Here is a 21,675-nt window from a genome sequence, read left to right on the forward strand (position 1 = left end):
GGGAGCGGGCATGAGCTGGGATTTGGCATCGCCATTTATCATCGACCTTCGCGTCGGTGCCGACGACATCGATGGCCTCGGCCACGCCAACAACGCGGTCTACGTCACTTGGCTGGAACGCTGCGCCTGGCGCCACTCGCAGCGCCTGGGTCTGGACCTGGCCGAATACCGCCGTCTGGACCGGGCCATGGCCGTGGTTCGCCACGAAATCGACTACCTGGCCGCCGCCTACGAAGACGACGAGCTGCAGCTGGCTACCTGGATCATCGACTGGGACCAGCGCCTGCGCATGACCCGGCGCTTTCAGCTAAAGCGCCCACGCGATGGTGCAATCTTGCTGCGGGCGCAGACCACCTTTGTCTGCATCGAACTGTCCACTGGCAAGCCTAAGCGCATGCCGACGGAATTTATCGAGGGTTACGGTCAGGCGCTGATCGGTGCCTGAACTGCTGTGATTGTTTGCTAGACTGCCGCCTTTTTCGCCGAGACCCCTTCATGCAAATTGCCCTGGCCCCGATGGAGGGGCTGGTCGACAACATTCTGCGCGACGTGCTTACCCGCGTCGGCGGCATCGACTGGTGCGTTACCGAGTTCATCCGCGTCTGCGACCGCCTGCTGCCGCCTTCGCAATTCGACAAGCTCGCCCCGGAGCTGCGCCTGGGCGCACGCACGGCGGCGGGCGTGCCGATGCGCCTGCAGCTGCTCGGCTCGGATCCGGTGTGCCTGGCGGAAAATGCCGTGCTGGCTTGCGAGCTTGGCGCGCCGGTGATCGACCTGAACTTCGGCTGCCCGGCCAAGACCGTGAACAAGTCGCGCGGTGGGGCGGTACTGCTCAAGGAGCCGGAGCTGTTGCATGCGATTGTCAGCCAGGTGCGGCGGGCGGTGCCGGCGCATATACCGGTGACGGCCAAGATGCGCCTGGGCTTCGACAGCCCTGACGGCGCACTGGACTGCGCCACGGCACTGGCCGAGGGTGGCGCTGCGCATCTGGTGGTGCATGCGCGCACCAAAGTTGAGGGCTACAAGCCGCCGGCACACTGGGAATGGGTGGCGCGCGTGCAGGATGTGGTCAAAGTGCCGGTGTTCGCCAACGGCGAAATCTGGACAGTGGATGACTGGCGGCGCTGCCGTGAGGTCAGCGGGGCAGAGGACATCATGCTCGGTCGCGGGCTGGTGTCACGGCCAGATCTGGCCCTACAGATCGCTGCCGCGCGGGATGGGCGCGATTACCAGCCGTTGGATTGGCAAGCGTTGCTGCCGCTGCTGCGAGAGTTCTGGCGCCAGGCCCAGGCCAAGCTGTCGCCGCGCTATGCGCCGGGGCGCATGAAGCAGTGGATGGCGATGTTGACCCGCAGTTATCCCGAGGCAGTGGTGATGTTTGCAGAGCTGCGGCGGGTGGATGACTGTGAGCGGATCAGCCAGCTGCTGGGGGTGGATAGGCGTGAGGCGCGGTGCGAGGCGGTAGCCTGATAGAACCTGTTGTGTGAGTGCGGGCGTTATCGCGGGGCAAGCCCGCTCCCACAAAGAGCTAGAAAAAAATTTTGCGGTCTGCACTTGAAACCTTTTCCCTGGACCTTATCTCTTGAGTACGCGATGCCGAAGTAGGGTCGCGTAATGACTTACTTGCTGAATCTCAGGAGTTTATGACCATGACTACCGCCTTCTCTCTCGCACCACTGTTCCGCCATTCCGTTGGCTTCGACCGTTTCAATGACCTGTTCGAATCCGCGGCACGTAACGAGGCGGGTAGCAGCTACCCACCCTATAACGTGGAAAAACATGGCGATGACCACTATCGCATCGTGGTTGCCGCAGCTGGCTTCCAGGAAGACGATCTCGACCTGCAGGTTGAAAAAGGCGTGCTGACCGTAAGCGGAGGCAAGCGCGACGCAGGCAACGCCGCGGCAGTGACCTATCTGCATCAGGGCATTGCCCAGCGGGCCTTCAAGTTGTCGTTCCGCCTGGCCGATCACATCGAAGTGAAGTCGGCAGGTCTGGCCAACGGTCTGCTCAGCGTCGATCTTCTGCGCGTCGTCCCGGAAGAGGCCAAGGCCAAACGCATCCCGATCAACAGCGACAAACCTGCGCTGAACTAAGTTTGTCGGGATGTACCAAAGGGCACCTTCGGGTGCCCTTTCTGCGTGTCATGGATGTACATGTTATGGATGTACATAGCGTGGTAGCGGGCTTGCCCCGCGATTGCCAAGGCACAAGTGGCGAAGCCGGCCTCGCAAACGAGAATCGCGTGGCAAGCCCGCTACCACGTATTTCTTTCAGTAGTCAGCTGGCGCTTCCAGCAGCATCTGCCGGAACTCCTGCAGCGGCAGTGGCCGGCTGTGCAGGTAGCCCTGGTACAGGTGACAGCCCAGCCGCTCAAGAAACTCCAGCTGCTCGGTCAATTCCACACCCTCGGCAATGACCGCCAGCTCAAGACTGCGGGCCATGGCCACGATAGCGCGGACGATCTCGGCATCATTGGCGTCGATCGGCGCGTCGCGGACAAAGGTCTGGTCGATCTTCAGCGCATCCACCGGCAGCCGTTTGAGGTAGGTCAGCGATGAATAACCGGTACCAAAATCATCCATGGCAAAGCTTACGCCATAGCGCTTGAGCTCGCGCATCTTGGCAATGGTGTCCTCCAGGTTCTGGATGACGATGCCTTCGGTAATCTCCAGCTTGAGCATGTGCCGTGGCAGGCGATAGTCGTCGAGGCTGCGCAGCACTCGCTCGACGAAATCGTTCTGGCGGAACTGACGAGGGCTGATGTTCACGCACAGGCTGAAATCGTCGGCATCGATCAGGCCGTCCTGAAGCATATGGGCGCAGGCATCGCAGGCTTCGTCGAGGATCCAGCTGCCAACTTCCAGGATCAAGCCACTTTCTTCGAGTACCTGAATGAACTGGGCCGGTGGCTGCTGGCCCAGTTGCGGATGGTGCCAGCGCAGCAGCACTTCGGCGCCGACGATGCGGTTGTCGCGGGCATCCACCTGGGGCTGGAAGTGCAATGCCAGTTCACCCCGGGCCAAGGCCAGGCGCAGGTCGTTCTCCATGCGCAGGCGCTCGCTGGCGGCCTTCTGCATGGTGGTGTGGAACAGCTGGGTAGTGTTGCGCCCGGAGTCCTTGGCCCGGTACAGGGCGATATCGGCGCGCTTGAGTAGGTCGGCAGGGGTTGCGCCGTGGTCGGGGATCAACGCCACCCCAATGCTGGGGGTCACTTGCAGGCGCTGGCCATCGAGCGACATTGGCTCGGCGAGCAGCTCGCGCAGGGTGTCGGCCAGCTCACGCACTTGGGTTTCGACCGCCTCGCGGCTGCCTTCAAGGCCGGTCAATAGCACCACGAACTCATCGCCGCCCAGGCGCGCCACGGTATCCTCAAGGCGCACGCTGGCTTCCAGGCGCGCAGTGATGATCTTCAGCACCGTGTCGCCGACTGGATGGCCGAGCGAGTCGTTGATGTGCTTGAAATGGTCGAGATCGAGGAACAGCAACGCGCCGCGCAGATTGTGGCGCTTGAGCAGGGCGATCTGTTGGCTCAGGCGATCCATCAGCAAGGCGCGGTTGGGCAGGTTGGTCAGTGGGTCGTGGTAGGCCAGGTGGCGGATCTGCGCCTGGGCGTTTTTCAGTTGGCTGACGTCGCGCGCGGTCAGCAGCAGGCAATCGCTCTCGTTGAGGCTGATGGGTTCTACCGACACTTCGACGGTGAGAATATCGCCGCGCTTGTTGCGCCCGAGCATCTCCCGGTGATGCACCCGGCCGCGCTCCTTGAGCTCGTTGAGCAGGGCGCTGCGCTGTTTGTCATCGGCCCAGATGCCGATCTCATACACCGACTGCCCGACCACCTCGGCAGCGCTGTAGCCGGTCAGTCGGCAGAAGCCATCGTTGACCTCAAGGTAACGGCCGGTCCCACGCTCGGTGATGGTGATAGCGTCGGGGCTGGAGTGAAAGGCTTTGGCGAACTTCTCCTCGCTGGCCTTGAGCGCCGCTTCGGCGCGTTGCTGTTGGGTGATGTCGCGCAGCGAGGTGACGCTGCAGGGTTGGTTGTCGACCGTGATCAGGCGGCTGGAAATCACGCAGGTCAGGGCTGTGCCACTGCGGTGGTTGACCACCACCGCGACATTGCTCAAGTCCTGCTCGCGGATTACCCGCTCGATGCGGTGCGCGCGTTCGGCCGATTCGGCCCACAGGCCAATCTCCTCGGCGGTACGGCCAATCACCTGCTCGGCGTTCCAGCCGAAGGTCTGGGTGAATGCCGGATTGATCTCGATGAACTGGCCAGAATCCTGGCGGGTTACGCAGATGGGGTCGGGGCTGACCTGGAACAGGCTGGCGAACTTCTCTTCCGACGCGCTCAGGCGCAGTTCGCGCTCGACCTGGTCGGTGATGTCGAGCAAGGTGCCGGCCATGCGTAGCGGATTGCCTTGTTCGTCGCGGTAGAGCCGGGCGCGGCTTTCTATGTAACGCGAGGCACCGTTTTCCAACTCCACCCGGTAGGTGATCTGGTAATTGCCCGCCGGGCCTTCGCGCAAACTGCGATAGGCCTGGCGCATGACATTGCGCTCCTGTTCCGGCACGCCTTCGAAAAAGGCATCGAACGACTCGTGAAAGGGTACTGGGTCGAGCCCGTGCAGCTGTGCGGCGCGGGCCGAGCCATACAGCATGCCACTGGGGATGTGCCAATCCCAGGTGCCCAGTTGTGCTGAGTCCAGGGCAAGGTCCAGGCGCTCCTGGCTGTCCTTGAGTGCCTGTTCGGCGCGCTTGCGTTCACTGGTGTCGACGAAGGTACTGAGCAGGAACGTGACGCCTTCAAGCTCAATGCCCTGGGTGCAGAGGATGCCGTCGTGGATCTTGCCGCTGCTGGCGCGAAACTGCACTTCCATGGTCACCGGGCCGCTGGTGATGCGAGTGGCTTCCAGCACCTGGTGGCGCTGATCGGGATTGACCCACAGGCCGAGCTCGATGCTGGTCTTGCCGACGATCTGCGCGCCGGGCCAGCCGAACATGTCTTCGAAGTGCTGGTTGACCTCGAACAGCATGCCGTCGTTACGGCGGGTCAGGAGAATCGCATTGGGGCTCAGGTGGAAGAGGGTGGCGAAGCGTTTTTCCGAGTTGATCAGGGCGGTTTCGCGTTCACGTTGGCGGGTGATCTCGCGGATCACTCCGATCATCTGCCGCCGGCCATGGCGGTCTTGGGTCAGGCTGCCGTTGATCTCCAGCCAGTGCAGGCTGCCATCTGGCCAACGGATGCGATGGCGCATGGCTTGTTCGATCGGTTCGCCGTTGACCACCGCCTGAAAGGCCTGGCGGGTGCGCGCGCGGTCCTCTTCAGGCAGCAGGTCGAGGTAGTCGATGTCGCTGGGCAGCGGCCGCTGCGGGTCGAAGCCGAATAATGCCTGGGTGCCGCGCGACCAGCTGACCCGACCGCTCTCGATGTCCCACAGCCAAGCGCCCAGGCGTGCGCCATTGAGGGCGGCCAATAGTTGTGGGGCATTCTGCCAAGCCTGTTCCGACGCCTGCGGGTCGGCCGCAGGAATGCGCGGCAGGCGCGCAAAGCGATTAACTGATTTGGGCATCGTTACCAGACCTTTGGCGAATGACGCGTCCCTGAGAGTGAAATGCCGTGCTGACGAACGGTCAGGCGGGCCCTGCGTGGCTGTCGAGCAGGGCCATGAACGCCCTGGCCGCGTTCGACAGCGTTCGCTCGGTGTGCAGAATGTAGCCTAGCTGTCGCGACAGCTTTACGCCGGGTAAAGCGATGGGTGCAACTTGCTCATCGAGCATGGTGCGCGGTAGCACGCTCCAGGCCAAGCCAATCGACACCATCATCTTGATGGTTTCCAGGTAGTTGGTGCTCATGGCGATGTTCGGGGTCAAGCCCTGGCTTTCGAACAGGCGTTGGACAATGTGCCGGGTAAAGGTGTTGCCGCCCGGGAACACGGCCGGGTGGCCGGCGACGTCGGCCAGGCTGACTGCGCCGTTGCTGGTCAATGGATGTTCCGGGGAGGCGACGAAATCCAGCGGGTCGTCCCACACCGATACCGCCCGCACCAAGTGGTGCGGCTCGGGAGCCAGCGTAATAACGGCAATTTCGGCGCGGCCATGGAGAATTTCATCGTAGGCCGCTTCCGAATCGAGGAACTGAATATCTAACGCTACTTTCGGATGCTCGCGGGTGAAAGCCCGTAAAAGCGGGGGTAGACGGTGTAAACCAATATGGTGGCTTGTTGCCAGGGTCAGCCTACCGCTCACTTCGCCGGTCAAATTGGTCAGCGCACGTCGAGTATCATCCAACACGTTGAGGATTTGATAAGCCCGCGGCAGCAATGCTCGCCCGGCCTCGGTCAAGGTGACCTCCCGGCCCAAACGATCGAACAGGCGGACGTCCAGTTGTTGCTCAAGTCCAGCGATACGTTTGCTGATTGCCGGCTGGGTCAAATGCAGGCGTTCGCCGGCCCCGGAAAAACTGCCCGTCTCGGCAATGGCGATAAATGCGCTCAGATTGGCCAGGTCCACCTTTTGTATTCCTTAAGGTTATCCAAAGCATAAAAATTATGAATTTGAGTTATTCAATTTAACCCCATAGCATCGACCGTACAAGCCAAGGGGTTATTGGCATAGAAACACGCTGATGAGGAACAGTCTGATGGCTGGCAAAACGCTCTACGACAAACTCTGGGATGCGCATGAAGTCAAGCGACGCGACGATGGCTCGTCCTTGATCTACATCGATCGCCACATCATTCACGAAGTGACTTCGCCTCAGGCCTTCGAAGGCCTGCGCCTGGCTAACCGCCAGCCATGGCGCATCGACGCCAACATCGCCACGCCCGACCACAACGTGCCAACCACCCCTGAGCGCAAGGGCGGCATCGAGGCCATCGCCGACCAGGTGTCGCGCCTGCAGGTGCAGACCCTCGACGAGAACTGTGACGAATACGGCATCGTCGAATTCAAGATGAACGACGAGCGCCAAGGCATCGTTCACGTCATCAGCCCAGAGCAGGGCGCGACCTTGCCAGGCATGACCGTGGTGTGCGGCGACTCGCACACCTCGACCCACGGCGCCTTTGGCGCATTGGCCCACGGCATCGGTACCTCCGAGGTCGAGCACGTGCTCGCGACCCAGTGCCTGGTGGCCAAGAAAATGAAAAACATGCTGGTGCGCGTCGAAGGCAAATTGCCTGAGGGCGTCACCGCCAAGGACATCGTCCTCGCCGTGATCGGCAAGATCGGCACCGCCGGTGGCAATGGCCACGCCATGGAGTTCGCCGGTAGCGCCATCCGCGATCTGTCGATGGAAGGGCGCATGACCATCTGCAACATGTCCATCGAGGCCGGTGCCCGGGTTGGCTTGGTGGCAGTGGATGACACCACTATCGATTACGTTGAAGGGCGTCCCTACGCGCCGACGCCTGCTCAGTGGAGCCAGGCAGTGGCCGCCTGGAAGGGCCTGGTCTCCGACGAAGATGCGGTGTTCGACACCGTGGTCGAGCTGGACGCTACGCAAATCAAGCCGCAGGTCAGCTGGGGCACTTCGCCCGAGATGGTATTGGCGGTCGATCAGCGCGTACCGGACCCTGCTGCCGAGCCAGACTTGATCAAGCGCGGTTCGATCGAGCGGGCGCTCAAGTACATGGGCCTCAGTGCGAACCAAGCGATCACCGATATCCGTCTGGATCGGGTGTTCATCGGTTCGTGCACCAACTCGCGGATCGAAGACCTGCGCGCCGCTGCCGACATTGCCAAAGGCCGCAAGGTCGCGGCCACCGTCAAGCAGGCGCTGGTGGTACCGGGCTCGGGCCTGGTCAAGGCGCAAGCCGAACGTGAAGGGCTGGACAAGATCTTCATCGAAGCCGGTTTCGAATGGCGTGAACCCGGCTGCTCGATGTGCCTGGCGATGAACCCGGATCGCCTGGAAAGCGGCGAGCACTGCGCCTCGACCTCCAACCGTAACTTCGAAGGCCGCCAAGGCGCCGGTGGTCGTACCCACCTGGTGAGCCCGGCGATGGCCGCCGCCGCCGCGGTGACCGGTCACTTCATCGATGTCCGCGAGTTGATCCAAGGGAGCGCAGCATGAAAGCCTTCACCCAGCACACCGGCTTGGTCGCACCATTGGATCGCGCTAACGTCGATACCGACCAGATCATTCCCAAGCAGTTTCTCAAGTCGATCAAGCGCACCGGTTTCGGCCCGAACCTGTTCGACGAGTGGCGCTACCTGGATGTGGGGCAGCCTTATCAAGACAACAGCAAGCGCCCGCTGAACAAAGAGTTCGTGCTCAACCACGAGCGTTACCAGGGTGCCAGCGTGCTGCTCGCCCGCGAGAACTTCGGTTGCGGCTCCAGCCGTGAGCACGCGCCTTGGGCGTTGGACGAGTACGGCTTCCGTAGCGTGATCGCGCCAAGTTTTGCCGACATCTTCTTCAACAACAGCTTCAAGAACGGCTTGCTGCCGATCATCCTCAGCGATGAGGAAGTCGATGAACTGTTCAAGCAGGTTGAAGCCAACCCTGGCTATCAGTTGACCGTGGACTTGCAAGCCCAGGCGGTGACCCGTCCAGATGGCAAGGTGCTGCATTTCGAGATCGACGCCTTCCGCAAGCATTGCTTGCTCAACGGCCTGGACGACATTGGCCTGACCTTGCAGGACGCCGATGCGATCAAGGCGTTCGAGGGCAAGCATCGCCAGAGCCAGCCGTGGTTGTTCCGCGATGCCTGAAGTGTGTAAGTGACGGTACCGGCCTCATCGCGGGGCAAGTCCGCTCCTAAAGGGGCAGCGCTCATCGTGTAGGAGCGGGCTTGCCCCGCGATAGCGCCGGCACAGGCAAAACCCGATAAGGACCGATCCATGACCAGTAGCCAACACACCGACGTCGTTCAGCGCCAGTTCGGCGAGCAGGCCAATGCCTACCTGAGCAGCGCCGTGCATGCCCAAGGCAGCGAGTTTGCCCTGCTGCAGGCCGAGCTCGCCGGCCATGCCGACGCCCGGGTGCTGGACCTCGGCTGTGGTGCCGGTCATGTCAGTTTCCACGTCGCGCCATTGGTTGCCGAGGTCGTCGCCTATGACCTGTCGCACTCGATGCTCGACGTGGTCGCCAGCGCCGCGGCACAACGCGGCCTGGCCAATATCACTACCGAACGCGGTGCGGCGGAACGCTTGCCGTTCGCCGATGCCACGTTCGATTTCGTCTTCAGTCGCTACTCCGCGCATCATTGGAGCGACCTGGGCCTGGCCTTGCGCGAAGTGCGCCGGGTGCTCAAGCCGGGCGGGGTGGCGGCGTTCGTCGATGTCATGTCGCCGGGCAGCCCATTGCTCGATACCTACTTGCAGAGCGTCGAAGTGCTGCGCGACACCAGCCACGTGCGCGATTATTCGGCCGCCGAATGGCAGCGCCAGGTCAGCGAGGCAGGTTTGCATGTGCGCAGCCACAGCCGCCAGCGCCTGCGCCTTGAGTGGAACTCCTGGGTCGAGCGCATGCGCACTCCTGATGCGCTGCGCGTGGCCATTCGCCAATTGCAGCAAGCGATGGGCGAGGAAGTGCGGCAGTATTACCAGATCGAAGCCGATGGCTCGTTCAGCACCGACGTGCTGGTGTTGTGGGCTGAGCGCTAGTTTTTTCCGGCGAAGCCGCTACCGGCGCGCCGTTTGAATGGATAGAGGAAAGCATGAGCAAGCAGATTCTGATTCTCCCAGGTGATGGCATTGGTCCGGAAATCATGGCCGAAGCGGTCAAGGTGCTGGAGCTGGCCAATGACAAGTTCCAGCTTGGCTTCGCCCTGGAGCACGACGTGATCGGTGGCGCGGCCATCGACAAACATGGCGTGCCGCTGGCTGATGAAACCCTGGAGCGTGCGCGCAAGGCCGATGCTGTACTGCTCGGCGCCGTTGGCGGGCCGAAGTGGGACAAGATCGAGCGCGACATCCGTCCGGAGCGCGGTCTGCTGAAAATCCGTGCGCAACTGGACCTGTTCGCCAACCTGCGTCCGGCCATTCTCTATCCGCAACTGGCCGATGCCTCCTCGCTCAAGCCAGAAATCGTCGCCGGCCTGGACATCCTCATCGTCCGTGAGCTGACTGGCGGCATCTACTTTGGTGCCCCACGTGGCCAGCGCGAGCTGGAGAACGGCGAGCGCCAGGCCTACGACACCCTGCCGTACAGCGAAAGCGAGATCCGCCGGATTGCCCGCGTCGGCTTCGACATGGCCCGCGTGCGTGGCAACAAGCTGTGCTCGGTAGACAAGGCCAACGTGCTGGCGTCCAGCCAGCTGTGGCGTGAAGTGGTCGAAGACGTGGCCAAGGACTACCCGGACGTCGAGCTGAGCCACATGTACGTCGATAACGCCGCCATGCAACTGGTGCGGGCGCCCAAGCAGTTCGACGTGGTGGTGACCGACAACATGTTCGGCGACATTCTGTCGGATGAAGCTTCCATGCTGACCGGTTCCATCGGCATGCTGCCTTCGGCGTCGCTGGATGCCAACAACAAGGGCATGTACGAGCCGTGCCACGGCTCGGCCCCGGACATCGCCGGGCAGGGCATTGCCAACCCGTTGGCGACCATCCTCTCGGTGTCGATGATGCTGCGTTACAGTTTCAACCAGCACGCCGCTGCCGAGGCGATCGAGCAGGCGGTCAGCCTGGTGCTGGACAAAGGGCTGCGCACTGGCGACATCTGGTCGGCCGGTTGCAGCAAAGTCGGTACGCAGGAAATGGGCGACGCAGTAGTCGCAGCGCTGCGGAATCTGTAATCTCTCTGGCCCGCCACCGTTCTGTCTCGGTGGCGGCCCACTTTTAGCAAAGGTGTAGTTGCGATGAAACGTGTAGGTCTGATCGGTTGGCGTGGAATGGTCGGTTCCGTGCTCATGCAGCGGATGCTCGAAGAGCAGGATTTCGACCTGATCGAGCCGGTGTTCTTCACCACCTCCAATGTGGGTGGCCAAGGTCCGAACGTGGGCAAGGATATTGCTCCGCTCAAGGACGCCTACAGCATTGAAGAGCTCAAGACCCTCGACGTCATTCTGACCTGCCAGGGCGGCGACTACACCAACGAAGTCTTCCCCAAGCTGCGCGAAGCCGGCTGGCAGGGTTACTGGATCGACGCCGCTTCCTCCCTGCGCATGCAGGATGACGCGGTGATCATCCTCGACCCGGTCAACCGCAAGGTGATTGACCAGCAGCTCGACGCCGGGACCAAGAACTACATCGGCGGCAACTGCACCGTCAGCCTGATGCTGATGGGCCTGGGTGGCCTGTTCGAAGCCGGTCTGGTCGAGTGGATGAGCGCCATGACCTACCAGGCCGCCTCCGGTGCTGGCGCCCAGAACATGCGCGAGCTGATCAAGCAGATGGGCGGCATCAATGCTGCGGTCACCGAAGAGTTGGCCAACCCGGCCAGCGCCATCCTCGACATCGACCGCAAAGTGGCCGAGGCCATGCGCAGTGAAGCGTTCCCGACCGAGAACTTCGGCGTGCCGCTGGCCGGCAGCCTGATTCCGTGGATCGACAAGGAGCTGCCGAACGGCCAGAGCCGCGAAGAGTGGAAGGCCCAGGCTGAAACCAACAAGATCCTGGGCCGCTTCAAGAGCCCGATCCCGGTCGACGGTATCTGCGTGCGCATCGGCGCCATGCGTTGCCACAGCCAGGCGCTGACCATCAAGCTGAACAAAGACGTGCCGTTGGCCGATATCGAAGGCATGATCAGCCAGCACAACCCATGGGTGAAGCTGGTGCCGAATCAGCGTGAGATCAGCATGCAGGAGCTGAGCCCGACCAAGGTCACCGGTACCTTGAATGTACCGGTTGGCCGTCTGCGCAAGCTCAACATGGGTTCGCAGTACCTGGGTGCCTTTACCGTAGGCGACCAGTTGCTGTGGGGCGCTGCAGAGCCGCTGCGGCGGATGCTGCGGATCTTGCTCGAGCGTTGATTGCGCCTGGCTTGACCGAAAACCCGTGCTCTTGCTGAGCGCGGGTTTTTTGCTTTAGGGGGCTGTTAAGGCTCTATCGCGGGGCAAGCCCGCTCCCACGCAAGTTTCGCAGCCAAGGCCGGGCTGGCGTGGGAGCGGGCTTGCCCCGCGATAGCAATAGCGCATCCAAGGCTAATCAAATGCCGTGAAGGTACCCCAAGCCCGATAATCCAAGTAAAGTGCCGCTCCCGCCGAACCCGCAGAGGATTTCCCATGAGCCAACCCTTAGACATCGCCGTCATCGGCGCCACCGGTAGCGTCGGTGAAACCCTCGTGCAGATCCTCGAAGAACTCAGCTTCCCGGTCAAAACCCTACACCTGCTCGCCAGCATGGAGTCTGCTGGCAGCAGCGTAATGTTCGCTGGCAAAAAAGTGCGTGTGCGTGAAGTTGACAGCTTCGACTTTAGCCAGGCCCAGCTGGCCTTCTTCGCCGCGGGCCCGGCCGTCAGCCGCAGTTTCGCAGTCAAGGCCCATGCCGCCGGCTGTACGGTCATCGACCTGTCAGGTGGCCTCGATCAGGCGCTGGCGCTGGTCCCAGAAGCCAATGGCGATCAGCTGGCCAAGCTGACCCTGCCTGCGCAGATCACCAGCCCAAGCGCTACCGGCGTTGCGCTGGCGGTGGCCCTGGCGCCGCTCAAAGATCTGCTGGATATCGAGCGCGTTCAGGTCATGGCCAATCTGGCAGTGTCGGCCCAGGGCAAGGAAGCCGTCAGTGAGCTGGCGCGCCAGACCGCAGAGCTGCTCAATGCCCGTCCATTGGAGCCACGCTTCTTCGACCGGCAGATCGCCTTCAACCTGCTGGCCCGGGTCGGTGCCAGCGATGAGCAGGGCCACACCGCCGTAGAGCGGCGCTTGGTCAATGAGCTACGCGTGCTGCTGGACATGCCTGCGCTGAAGATTTCCGTGACCTGCGTTCAAGTCCCGGTGTTTTTCGGCGATAGCTTGAGTGTGGCCGTACAAAGTCGCCGCCCGGTGGATCTGGCGGCGGTCAATCAGGCCCTGGAAGCGGCCGAGAGTATCGAGCTGGTCGAAGCGGACGATTATCCTACGCCGGTGGGTGACGCAGTGGGCCAGGACGTGGTCTATGTTGGTCGTGTACGCCATGGCATTGATGAAGAGCATCAGCTCAACCTCTGGCTGACCACCGACAATGTGCGCAAAGGCGCTGCACTGAATGCCGTTCAAATCGCTCAATTGTTGATAAAAGACAGGCTCTAAAAGATACTTCTAAGCAATTTTGTCCTATATCACATTTAGATTTTGGGACGATTCATACAAGGGAAGAGGTCATGCTTCGAATTCGCAAACTGGTTTTGGCCATGGCGGCAGCATCTGCGCTGTCGTCCGGCATGGCGAATGCCCTGGGGTTGGGCGAGCTGACCCTCAAGTCGGCACAGAACCAGCCGCTGGACGCCGAGATCGAATTGCTCGACGTGCGCGACCTCTCCGCTGCCGAAGTGGCGCCGAGCCTGGCGTCGCCGGAAGAATTCGCCAAGGCCGGGGTGGCCTATCCACCCTATGTCGAGGACCTGACCTTCACCACGGTGCTCAATCCCAATGGCAAGAGCGTGCTGCGGGTTACCTCCAGCCGGCCATTGAGCGAGCCTGTGGTCAAGTTTTTGGTCCAGGTGATGTGGCCGCAGGGCCGTCTGTTGCGTGACTACAGCGTCCTGCTCGACCAGGCCAAGGCCCAGGGCGAGCAGCCTGCGGCGGCCAACATCAGCGCGCCGGTCAGCGGCGCTGGCAGCTACACCACCAAACGCCGTGACACCCTTTGGCAGATTGCCGCGCGCAACAGCCAGGGCGGCTCGGTGCAGCAGACCATGCTGGCGATCCAGGCACTGAATCCGGATGCCTTCATTGGCAACAACATCAATCAGCTGAAGATCGGCCAGGTCCTGCGCCTGCCGGATCAGCAGCAGATTCAGAGCATTGCCCAAGGCGAAGCGAACCGTGAGGTGGCCGAGCAGTACGCCGCCTGGCGCGAAGGCCGCCGTTTGGGGCCGCGCGCTCGTCAACTCGACGCGACCCGCCGAGGCGCAGCCGAGGCGGCGCCATCGCGCATCGCCCAGGGCGACAACCTGCGTCTGGTCAGCCCTGGCAATCAGGCCGGGGCGGCTGGAGCCAAGGAGCTCAACGACAAATTGGCGGTCGCCCAGGAGAGCTTGGACACCAGCCGACGCGACAACGAAGAACTCAAGAGCCGCATGACCGACCTGCAGAGCCAGCTGGACAAGCTGCAGCGTCTGATCCAACTGAAAAATGACCAGCTGGCTCGCCTCGAAGCCCAAGGCGCCGCCGGGCAGACGCCGCCAGTCGCTGCGTTGCCGGGTGAGCCTGCGCCGGCCCAACCAGCCGTCAACGCCCAACTGACGCCAGCCGAACCGGTCGTCGAGCCAGCCCCCGCTGCGGTCGATACCGCGCCGCAGGCCACGCCGGGCGCTGAAGTCAAGACGGAGCAGAGTGCACTCGACGAACTACTCGGTAACCCCTTGCTGCTGGGCCTGATTGCCGGCTCGGCGTTCCTTGTGTTGATGTTGTTGCTGCTGTTGTTGGCACGCAAGCGCAAGGCTCAGCAGGAAGCCGAGAAGCACCTGCGCATGGCCCGCGCCTTATCGGAGGAGGGTGAGCGCAGCCCGGATCTGGACCTGCCGCCAAGCAGCTTCGATGGGCTGGATGTGTCGGCGCCGAGCGTGACGCTGTCGCCAGCGGTGGTGGCGGCTTCTGCTGCGGCCGCTACGGCGGCGGAGAAGCCTGTGGTCGTCGCCCCGCTGATGGCGCCTGCGCCAGAGCCGCAAGAAGATCCGCTCGACAAGCTGTTGGCCGAAGTCGAACTGAGCCTGCAGCGTGGTCGCCTCAATCACGCCGCCGATCTGCTGGAGACGGCTGTGGCCGCCGAGCCTGAGCGCAGCGACCTGCGCTTGAAACTGATGGAGGTCTACGCACGTCAAGGCGACCAGAACGCCTTTGCCGATCAGGAGCGCAAGCTGGCTGGCAATGAGCAGAACAAGGTTGAGGTCGAATCGCTCAAAGAACGCTTCCCGGCCATGGTCGCCGTGGCGGCTGCTGGCCTTGGCGCGGCGGCCCTGGCGGCAGAGCTGGACGAGCAATACGTTCAAGAGCTGCTGCAAGACGAACAGGATATCCCGGCTGCTGAACCAGGCGAGCCTGAGTCGCTGGTTGGGCCCGAGCCTGTCGTCGAGCCTGAGCCGCAAGAACTTGCCGATGTGACACCCGTCGAAGAGAGCGACCTGGACAGTGCCTTCGATCTGAGTCTGGACGATGACCTGGCGCTGGATGATCAGTTGCAGTCGCCGATCCTGGATGAGGTTGAGCCTGCTAGTGAGCCTGAGGCTCAGCTCGAGCAGCCCGAGGTGGTTGAACCGGCAGTTAGCCAAACGGATGCCGATGATGACTTCGAAGCGCTGCTGGCCCAGGCCCAGGCGGAGGCCGAGCTGCAGAGCGTCGACGACCTGGCCGACTTCGATCTGGATGTCGGTGATTCGCCAGTTGCGGCTCCGGCCGAGGAAGCCCCGGTGGATGTGGCCGCTGAGCTGGCAGCGTTCGACGAGATTCCCGAGTTCGATCCGATCTCCGAACTGGAGCTGCCAGACGATTTCGACCTGTCGCTGTCGCTGGAAGACGATTCGCCCGCAGCGAAGAACTTTGCCTCGGAGCTGGACGACGTCAACGCCGAACTGGACAAGCTCTCGCAGAACCTCGAAACGCCATCGCTGGAGGCGCAATTCACCGCTGCCGACGCCGCGCAGGAGCCAGAGCCGCTGGACGACCTGGACTTTGATTTCTTCTCCGGTGCCGATGAAGTGGCCACCAAGCTCGATCTGGCCCGTGCCTATATCGATATGGGTGATCACCAGGGCGCGCGCGACATCCTCGATGAAGTGGTCAAGGATGGTGATGACGGTCAGCGCAGTGAAGCCGAGGAGATGCTTTCCCGGTTGGTGTAAGGCTTCAGGTCGGTGGTGATCTTTTCGCGGGCAAGCCCGCTCCCACAGATACCGCATTGATCTTGAGGGTCGCGCGGTCCCGGTAGGAGCGGGCTTGCCCGCGAAGAGGGCGACGTGGCCCCTGATGCAAGCCCCCGCAACGGCAGCCCAGAAGGCTGCCGTTGTCGTTATAATGCCGCCCTTCGTTCCATCCACAGGTTTCAGTTACTTGGACATCATCGACAACGACGCGGCCGAATCGGCGGCCGAAGGCTACTCGCGCATCGCCCTGGGCGTGGAATACAAAGGCGCTCGCTACCGCGGCTGGCAACGCCAGGCCAGCGGTGTGGCCAGTGTCCAGCAGGCCCTTGAGCAGGCGTTGTCGAAGGTGGCCAATGCGCCGATCTCGGTGGTCTGCGCCGGGCGCACCGACGCCGGCGTGCATGCCTGCGGGCAGATCGTGCACTTCGATACCAATGCCGTGCGCGATGAGCGCGCCTGGACCATGGGCACCAACTTCAACCTGCCGCGGGACATCAGCGTGGCTTGGGCACAGCAGATGCCGGCGGATTTTCACGCGCGCTTCAAGGCCACCGCCCGGCGCTACCGCTACGTCATCTACAACGATCCGATCCGCCCGGCGCACCTGGCCGAGGAAGTCACCTGGAACCACCGCCCGCTGGACGTCGAGCGTATGGCCGAAGCGGCGCAGTTTTTGCTCGGTACACATGATTTCAGCGCTTTTCGTGCCAGCCAGTGCCAGGCCAAATCGCCGGTCAAGCACATGTACCACCTGCGGGTCACCCGCCATGGCCAGATGATCGTACTGGACATTCGCGCCACGGCGTTCCTCCATCACATGGTACGCAACATCGCCGGGGTGCTGATGAGCATTGGCAGTGGCGAGCGGCCGATCGAGTGGGCCCGCGAAGTGCTGCAAAGCCGCGATCGCCGCGAGGCCGGGGTGACCGCGCATCCGTATGGCCTGTACCTGGTGCAGGTGGAGTACCCTGAGCAGTTCGTCTTGCCCCAGCGTTACATTGGTCCACACTTTCTCACCGGTTTCGACGCCTTGGCAGACTGACGGGCGAAAAGTGATTTGCTAACATCCGGCCTTTCACCGATTACTCAAGGTTCGCCGTCCATGAGCAACGTTCGCAGCAAGATCTGCGGGATTACCCGCATCGAAGACGCCCTGGCCGCCGCCGAAGCCGGCGCCGATGCCATCGGCCTGGTCTTCTATGCCAAGAGCCCGCGTGCGGTGGACGTGCAGCAGGCGCGGGCGATCATCGCCGCGCTGCCGCCGTTCGTGTCCACCGTTGGCCTGTTCGTCAATGCCTCGCGCTGCGAACTCAACGAGATCCTCGAGGCGGTACCGCTGGACCTGCTACAGTTCCATGGCGACGAAACCCCGGCTGACTGCGACGGTTTTCACCGGCCCTGGATCAAGGCCTTGCGGGTGCGTCCTGGCGATGACCTTGAAGCTCAGTGCAAGCACTACGCCAATGCCAGCGGGATTCTCCTGGATACCTTCGTCGCCGGCGTCCCGGGGGGGACTGGCGAAGCTTTTGACTGGTCGCTGGTGCCGCAGCGTCTGAGTAAACCGATTATCCTCGCCGGTGGTCTGAACCCGGGCAACGTCGGCCAGGCGATTGCCCAGGTTGGCCCGTACGCGGTGGATGTCAGCGGTGGAGTCGAGCAGGCCAAGGGTATCAAGGACGCCGCCAAGATCGAGGCGTTCGTGCGTGCGGTGAAGCAGGCGTGAAGGCAGATGTGACGGCTGGCCGCGCGCCATCGTCCATAGCTATCGCAGCCTTGTGCTGCCAGGCGCGCGTGCTGTTGCAGGCGCAGCCAGGTGCAGAGTCGGTGTCGATGACGCTGGCATGACAGATTGAAGAGGGTTCGGTCGTTCGGGTGGCTTCGCACAGTAGCGGGCCCCGGAGCCGGTCCATCATCGTTTCATTGAAGAATATGAGCTCAAGGGTAGGGCATGGCCGGCCAGATCGGTCCCCGCCCGCCAAATACTGGAGAAAGAAAGCATGAGCAACTGGTTAGTCGACAAACTGATCCCATCGATCATGCGTTCCGAGGTGAAGAAGAGCTCGGTGCCGGAAGGCCTGTGGCACAAGTGCCCAGCCTGCGAGAACGTGCTGTATCGTCCGGAGCTGGAAAAGACCCTGGATGTCTGCCCCAAGTGCAATCATCACATGCGTATCGGCGCCCGTGCGCGCATCGACATCTTCCTCGACGCCGACGGCCGTGCCGAGCTCGGTGCCGATCTGGAGCCGGTTGACCGCCTGAAATTCCGCGACGGCAAGAAGTACAAGGACCGCCTGGCTGGCGCGCAGAAGCAGACCGGCGAGAAAGACGCCCTGATCTCCATGAGCGGCACCCTGATGGGCATGCCGATTGTGGTCAGCGCCTTCGAGTTCTCCTTCATGGGGGGCTCGATGGGTGCCATCGTCGGTGAGCGTTTCGTCCGTGCCGCCAACTACGCGCTGGAAAACCGCTGCCCGATGATCTGCTTCTCCGCCTCGGGCGGTGCACGTATGCAGGAAGCGCTGATCTCGCTGATGCAGATGGCCAAGACCTCGGCAGTGCTGGCGCGCCTGCGCGAAGAAGGCATTCCGTTCATTTCCGTGCTGACCGACCCGGTCTACGGTGGCGTTTCCGCCAGCCTGGCGATGCTCGGCGATGTAATCGTGGGCGAGCCCAAGGCGCTGATCGGCTTTGCCGGCCCGCGTGTCATCGAGCAGACCGTTCGCGAGAAGCTGCCAGAAGGCTTCCAGCGCAGTGAGTTCCTGCTCGAGCACGGCGCCATCGACCTGATCATCTCGCGTCAGGACCTGCGTCCGCGCCTGGCTCGTCTGCTGGCACAGATGACTGGCCAGCCGACCCCGGCCGAAGCTCAGGAAGTGGCGGCCGTCGCGTAATGACTCAACGTACCCTCGGCGACTGGCTCGCCTATCTCGAGCAGTTGCACCCTTCGGCCATCGACATGGGCCTGGAGCGTTCGCAACAGGTTCTCCAGCGGCTCGAGCTGGGCAAGCTGGCACCTCGGGTAGTGACCGTTACCGGTACCAACGGCAAGGGTTCGACCTGTGCCTTCGTCGCCGCCTTGCTCCAGGCCCAGGGCCTCAAGGTCGGCGTCTACAGCTCGCCGCACCTGCTGCATTACAACGAGCGGGTGCGCATCGATGGCGTCGACGCCAGCGATGAGCAGTTGTGCCAAGCCTTCGCCGCCGTCGAGGCGGCGCGCGGCGAGATTTCCCTGACCTATTTCGAAATGGGCACCCTGGCGGCGTTCTGGCTGTTCCAGCAATCTGCGCTGGATGCCGTGGTGCTCGAAGTCGGCCTCGGTGGCCGGCTGGATGCGGTCAACCTGGTCGATGCCGACCTCGCACTGGTTACCAGTATTGGCGTCGATCATGTCGACTACCTGGGCGATAGCCGCGAGTCGGTGGCCTTCGAGAAGGCCGGCATCTTCCGCCCGGGCAAGCCGGCCCTGTGTGGCGATCTGCTGCCCCCGCAACCGCTGCTCGACAAGGCCCGCGAGTTGGCCTGCCCGCTGTTGCTGCGCGGGCGCGATTTCGATCTGGCCGAGACGGCCAATCATTGGCAGTGGCGTGGGCGCAAGCTCGATGGCACGGCGGTCGAGTTGCACGACTTGCCGCTGCTCGACTTGCCAATGGAAAACGCTGCCCTGGCGTTGCAGGCCTACCTGCTGATGGGCTTGCCGTGGGAGGCCGGGCAAGTCCGCCAGGCCCTGCTCGATACTCGCATCACCGGTCGTCTGGACCGTCGTGCAGTGGTCTGGCAGGGCAAGCGCATTGAGCTGCTCTTGGATGTGGGGCACAACCCCCATGCTGCCGAATACCTAGCTCGTCGCCTCGCCGCACGGCCGCCGCTGGGCAAGCGCCTGGCGGTGTTCGGCCTGCTCGCCGACAAAGACCTGCAAGGCGTAGTAGCGCCGCTGCAGGGCTTGTTCGACAACTGGGCCGTGGCACCTTTGGCTACGCCGCGCACGCGCCCGGCGGCTGAGTTGGCAACGGCCTTGACGAACCTCGGCGCTACGGTGAAGTCTTATGCCAGCGTCGAGGCTGCTTTGGAAGGGCAGTGCGCGCAGGCGACGGCAGATGTTCAGATCGTGCTGTTCGGTTCGTTTTTCTGTGTCGGTCAGGCCCTGGAATGGCTTGAGCGGCAGGCTCCTGAGGGTGGAGTAGATGGCAGTGCTGGATAAGGGAATGAAACAGCGCATGGTCGGTGCGCTGGTGTTGGTGGCGCTGGCGGTGATCTTCTTGCCGATGTTGTTCACCCGCGAGGACGAAATGCGTCAGGTCCAGGTCGATGCGCCGCAGGCGCCGGCAATGCCGAGCCTGCCGCAAGTGCAGGTCGAGACGATCCAGGTGCCTGAGCAGCAGCCGGTAACGGATATGTCCGAGCAGCCGCCAGTGGTCGTCGATGAGTCGACTGCGCCGGCGAGCACGCCGAGCCAGCCGATTGCGCCAGCGCCGTCTGCCGCGCCGCAGGCCCAGGCACCTGCTGTCAAGCCGGTAGCGCCGGCGCCAGCGGCCAAGGTCGAGACTCGCCCGGCGGCCACTCCAGCGCCGGCGCCAGCAGCGAGCGCCGCGAAGCCTGTAGCACCGTCGAAGATCGATGCCAATGGCCTGCCGGTGAGCTGGTCGATCCAGTTGGCCAGCCTGTCCAATCGTACCGGTGCCGATAATCTGCAGAAAACCCTGCGTAGCCAGGGCTACAACGCCTATATCCGTTCTGCCGATGGCATGAACCGGGTGTATGTCGGGCCATTGATCGAGCGCGCCGAGGCCGAGCGTCTGCGTGATGTGATCAATCGCCAGCACAAGCTCAAGGGCTTCGTGGTCAGGTTCCAGCCGGAGCGTAGCTGACCACGGGCGCCTTCGTGTTCAAGGTATTTGCTGCCTGGCCTGAGGCTATCGCGGGGCTAGCCCGCTCCCACGCGGTACCTGCCAGGCCAGAATTGTGGAGTCTACGCTTGCTACGTGGGAGCGGGCTTGCCCCGCGATAGCAGTAGCCGGGGTAAACAGTCCCTTGAGGCCATGCCGGTAATGCCAATGCCTCACCCCCCCGACATTCCGCTTACCCCCGGCCCGCCGCTCTGGTAAAATGCGCCGCCTCAAACGTCTGCAGGCAGCACCGTGGCATTTACCTGGGTTGATTGGGCGATCATCGCGATCATCGCCGTTTCCACATTGATCAGTCTTACACGCGGCTTCGTCAAGGAAGCCCTGTCGCTTATCATCTGGATAGTGGCGGGCGCTGTGGCCTGGATGTTCGGCGGTTCTTTGTCGCAGTACCTGGAAAGCTATATCCAGACGCCTTCGGCACGGGTCATCGCCGGCTGTACCATTCTTTTCATCGCCACCCTGATCGTTGGGGCGATGCTCAATTTCTTGATAGGCGAGCTGATCCGCGTAACCGGGCTGTCCGGTACCGATCGCTTCCTGGGCATGGCCTTTGGCGCCGCCCGGGGTGCCTTGCTGGTCGTCGTGGCGGTCGGGCTGCTGAGCCTGGGGCCGGTGCAACAGGATCCATGGTGGCAGGAATCACGCCTGATACCACAATTTCTATTGGTCGCTGACTGGTCAAAAAACCTTATCCTAGGGATGACCGGTCAGTGGATGTCCAGTGGGGTCAGCGTACCTGCTGATCTTCCGTTCAAGGAACAGTTGCTCGGGCCTGCCAGGCCTTGAGCGCTCTTCACTCAAGTTTCATCAAAGTAGGGGTTG

Annotated in this window: 18 protein-coding genes; 16 read left to right on the forward strand and 2 right to left on the reverse strand. The window is 62.7% G+C overall.

The window, feature by feature from the left end:
- Window positions 1-10: 10 nt before the first annotated feature.
- From OIU19_RS23215 to OIU19_RS23225, 3 genes are all read left to right on the forward strand, one after another.
- Window positions 11-445, forward strand: a complete 435-nt coding sequence (locus tag OIU19_RS23215) for a thioesterase family protein (protein ID WP_186557673.1) — start codon at window positions 11-13, stop codon at window positions 443-445.
- Between the two features lie 50 nt (window positions 446-495).
- Entirely contained in the window at window positions 496-1,470 is a 975-nt protein-coding gene (locus OIU19_RS23220) for a tRNA-dihydrouridine synthase (RefSeq protein ID WP_264236970.1), read from the forward strand.
- A 179-nt stretch (window positions 1,471-1,649) separates the two neighbouring features.
- Window positions 1,650-2,096: an Hsp20 family protein gene (locus OIU19_RS23225; protein ID WP_264236972.1), complete on the forward strand. Its 447-nt coding sequence runs from the start codon at window positions 1,650-1,652 to the stop codon at window positions 2,094-2,096.
- 177 nt (window positions 2,097-2,273) lie between these two features.
- Here the strand turns inward: OIU19_RS23225 and OIU19_RS23230 are convergent, their stop codons facing one another.
- Both OIU19_RS23230 and OIU19_RS23235 read right to left on the reverse strand, forming a co-directional pair.
- Window positions 2,274-5,570 (reverse strand): PAS domain S-box protein, encoded by a 3,297-nt coding sequence (locus OIU19_RS23230; RefSeq protein ID WP_264236973.1) that lies wholly within the window; start codon window positions 5,568-5,570, stop codon window positions 2,274-2,276.
- 61 nt (window positions 5,571-5,631) lie between these two features.
- The gene (locus OIU19_RS23235; protein ID WP_264236974.1) at window positions 5,632-6,510 is read right to left on the reverse strand and encodes a LysR family transcriptional regulator; all 879 of its coding nucleotides are present in this window, start codon (window positions 6,508-6,510) and stop codon (window positions 5,632-5,634) included.
- A gap of 130 nt (window positions 6,511-6,640) precedes the next feature.
- On the opposite strand from OIU19_RS23235, the gene leuC reads away from it, so the two are divergent.
- From leuC to OIU19_RS23300, 13 genes are all read left to right on the forward strand, one after another.
- Window positions 6,641-8,074 carry a 3-isopropylmalate dehydratase large subunit gene (gene leuC / locus OIU19_RS23240; RefSeq protein WP_264236975.1) on the forward strand — a complete coding sequence of 478 codons (1,434 nt, stop codon included), beginning with the start codon at window positions 6,641-6,643 and terminating at the stop codon, window positions 8,072-8,074.
- Window positions 8,071-8,715: a 3-isopropylmalate dehydratase small subunit gene (gene leuD / locus OIU19_RS23245; RefSeq protein ID WP_264236976.1), complete on the forward strand. Its 645-nt coding sequence runs from the start codon at window positions 8,071-8,073 to the stop codon at window positions 8,713-8,715. Before leuC ends, leuD begins: the two co-directional genes overlap by 4 nt.
- Before the next feature lie 129 nt (window positions 8,716-8,844).
- A complete protein-coding gene (locus OIU19_RS23250) occupies window positions 8,845-9,609 on the forward strand; it encodes a class I SAM-dependent methyltransferase (protein ID WP_264236977.1) in 765 nt (254 codons plus the stop codon).
- 53 nt (window positions 9,610-9,662) lie between these two features.
- Window positions 9,663-10,745, forward strand: coding sequence for a 3-isopropylmalate dehydrogenase (leuB, locus tag OIU19_RS23255; RefSeq protein ID WP_264236978.1), 1,083 nt, complete (start codon window positions 9,663-9,665; stop codon window positions 10,743-10,745).
- A gap of 63 nt (window positions 10,746-10,808) precedes the next feature.
- Window positions 10,809-11,921 carry an aspartate-semialdehyde dehydrogenase gene (gene asd, locus OIU19_RS23260; protein WP_264236979.1) on the forward strand — a complete coding sequence of 371 codons (1,113 nt, stop codon included), beginning with the start codon at window positions 10,809-10,811 and terminating at the stop codon, window positions 11,919-11,921.
- Between the two features lie 252 nt (window positions 11,922-12,173).
- Window positions 12,174-13,178 (forward strand): aspartate-semialdehyde dehydrogenase, encoded by a 1,005-nt coding sequence (locus tag OIU19_RS23265; RefSeq protein ID WP_264236980.1) that lies wholly within the window; start codon window positions 12,174-12,176, stop codon window positions 13,176-13,178.
- 71 nt (window positions 13,179-13,249) lie between these two features.
- Complete coding sequence (locus OIU19_RS23270; RefSeq protein WP_264236981.1) at window positions 13,250-15,928, forward strand: FimV/HubP family polar landmark protein; 2,679 nt, start codon at window positions 13,250-13,252, stop codon at window positions 15,926-15,928.
- A 172-nt stretch (window positions 15,929-16,100) separates the two neighbouring features.
- Window positions 16,101-16,991 (forward strand): tRNA pseudouridine(38-40) synthase TruA, encoded by an 891-nt coding sequence (gene truA / locus OIU19_RS23275; protein ID WP_372353341.1) that lies wholly within the window; start codon window positions 16,101-16,103, stop codon window positions 16,989-16,991.
- 60 nt (window positions 16,992-17,051) lie between these two features.
- A complete protein-coding gene (locus OIU19_RS23280; protein WP_264236983.1) occupies window positions 17,052-17,672 on the forward strand; it encodes a phosphoribosylanthranilate isomerase in 621 nt (206 codons plus the stop codon).
- A 274-nt stretch (window positions 17,673-17,946) separates the two neighbouring features.
- Window positions 17,947-18,840 (forward strand): acetyl-CoA carboxylase, carboxyltransferase subunit beta, encoded by an 894-nt coding sequence (gene accD, locus OIU19_RS23285; protein ID WP_264236984.1) that lies wholly within the window; start codon window positions 17,947-17,949, stop codon window positions 18,838-18,840.
- Window positions 18,840-20,147, forward strand: a complete 1,308-nt coding sequence (gene folC / locus OIU19_RS23290; protein WP_264236985.1) for a bifunctional tetrahydrofolate synthase/dihydrofolate synthase — start codon at window positions 18,840-18,842, stop codon at window positions 20,145-20,147. The genes accD and folC overlap by 1 nt, the downstream gene beginning before the upstream one ends.
- Window positions 20,131-20,814: an SPOR domain-containing protein gene (locus OIU19_RS23295; RefSeq protein ID WP_264236986.1), complete on the forward strand. Its 684-nt coding sequence runs from the start codon at window positions 20,131-20,133 to the stop codon at window positions 20,812-20,814. Before folC ends, OIU19_RS23295 begins: the two co-directional genes overlap by 17 nt.
- A 270-nt stretch (window positions 20,815-21,084) precedes the next feature.
- On the forward strand, window positions 21,085-21,639 hold the full coding sequence (locus OIU19_RS23300) for a CvpA family protein (RefSeq protein ID WP_186557690.1): 555 nt from the start codon (window positions 21,085-21,087) through the stop codon (window positions 21,637-21,639).
- The last annotated feature ends 36 nt before the right edge of the window (window positions 21,640-21,675 follow it).

Source organism: Pseudomonas sp. BT-42-2, assembly GCF_025847435.2.
In the GTDB taxonomy this organism is placed as follows: Bacteria; Pseudomonadota; Gammaproteobacteria; order Pseudomonadales; family Pseudomonadaceae; genus Aquipseudomonas; species Aquipseudomonas urmiensis.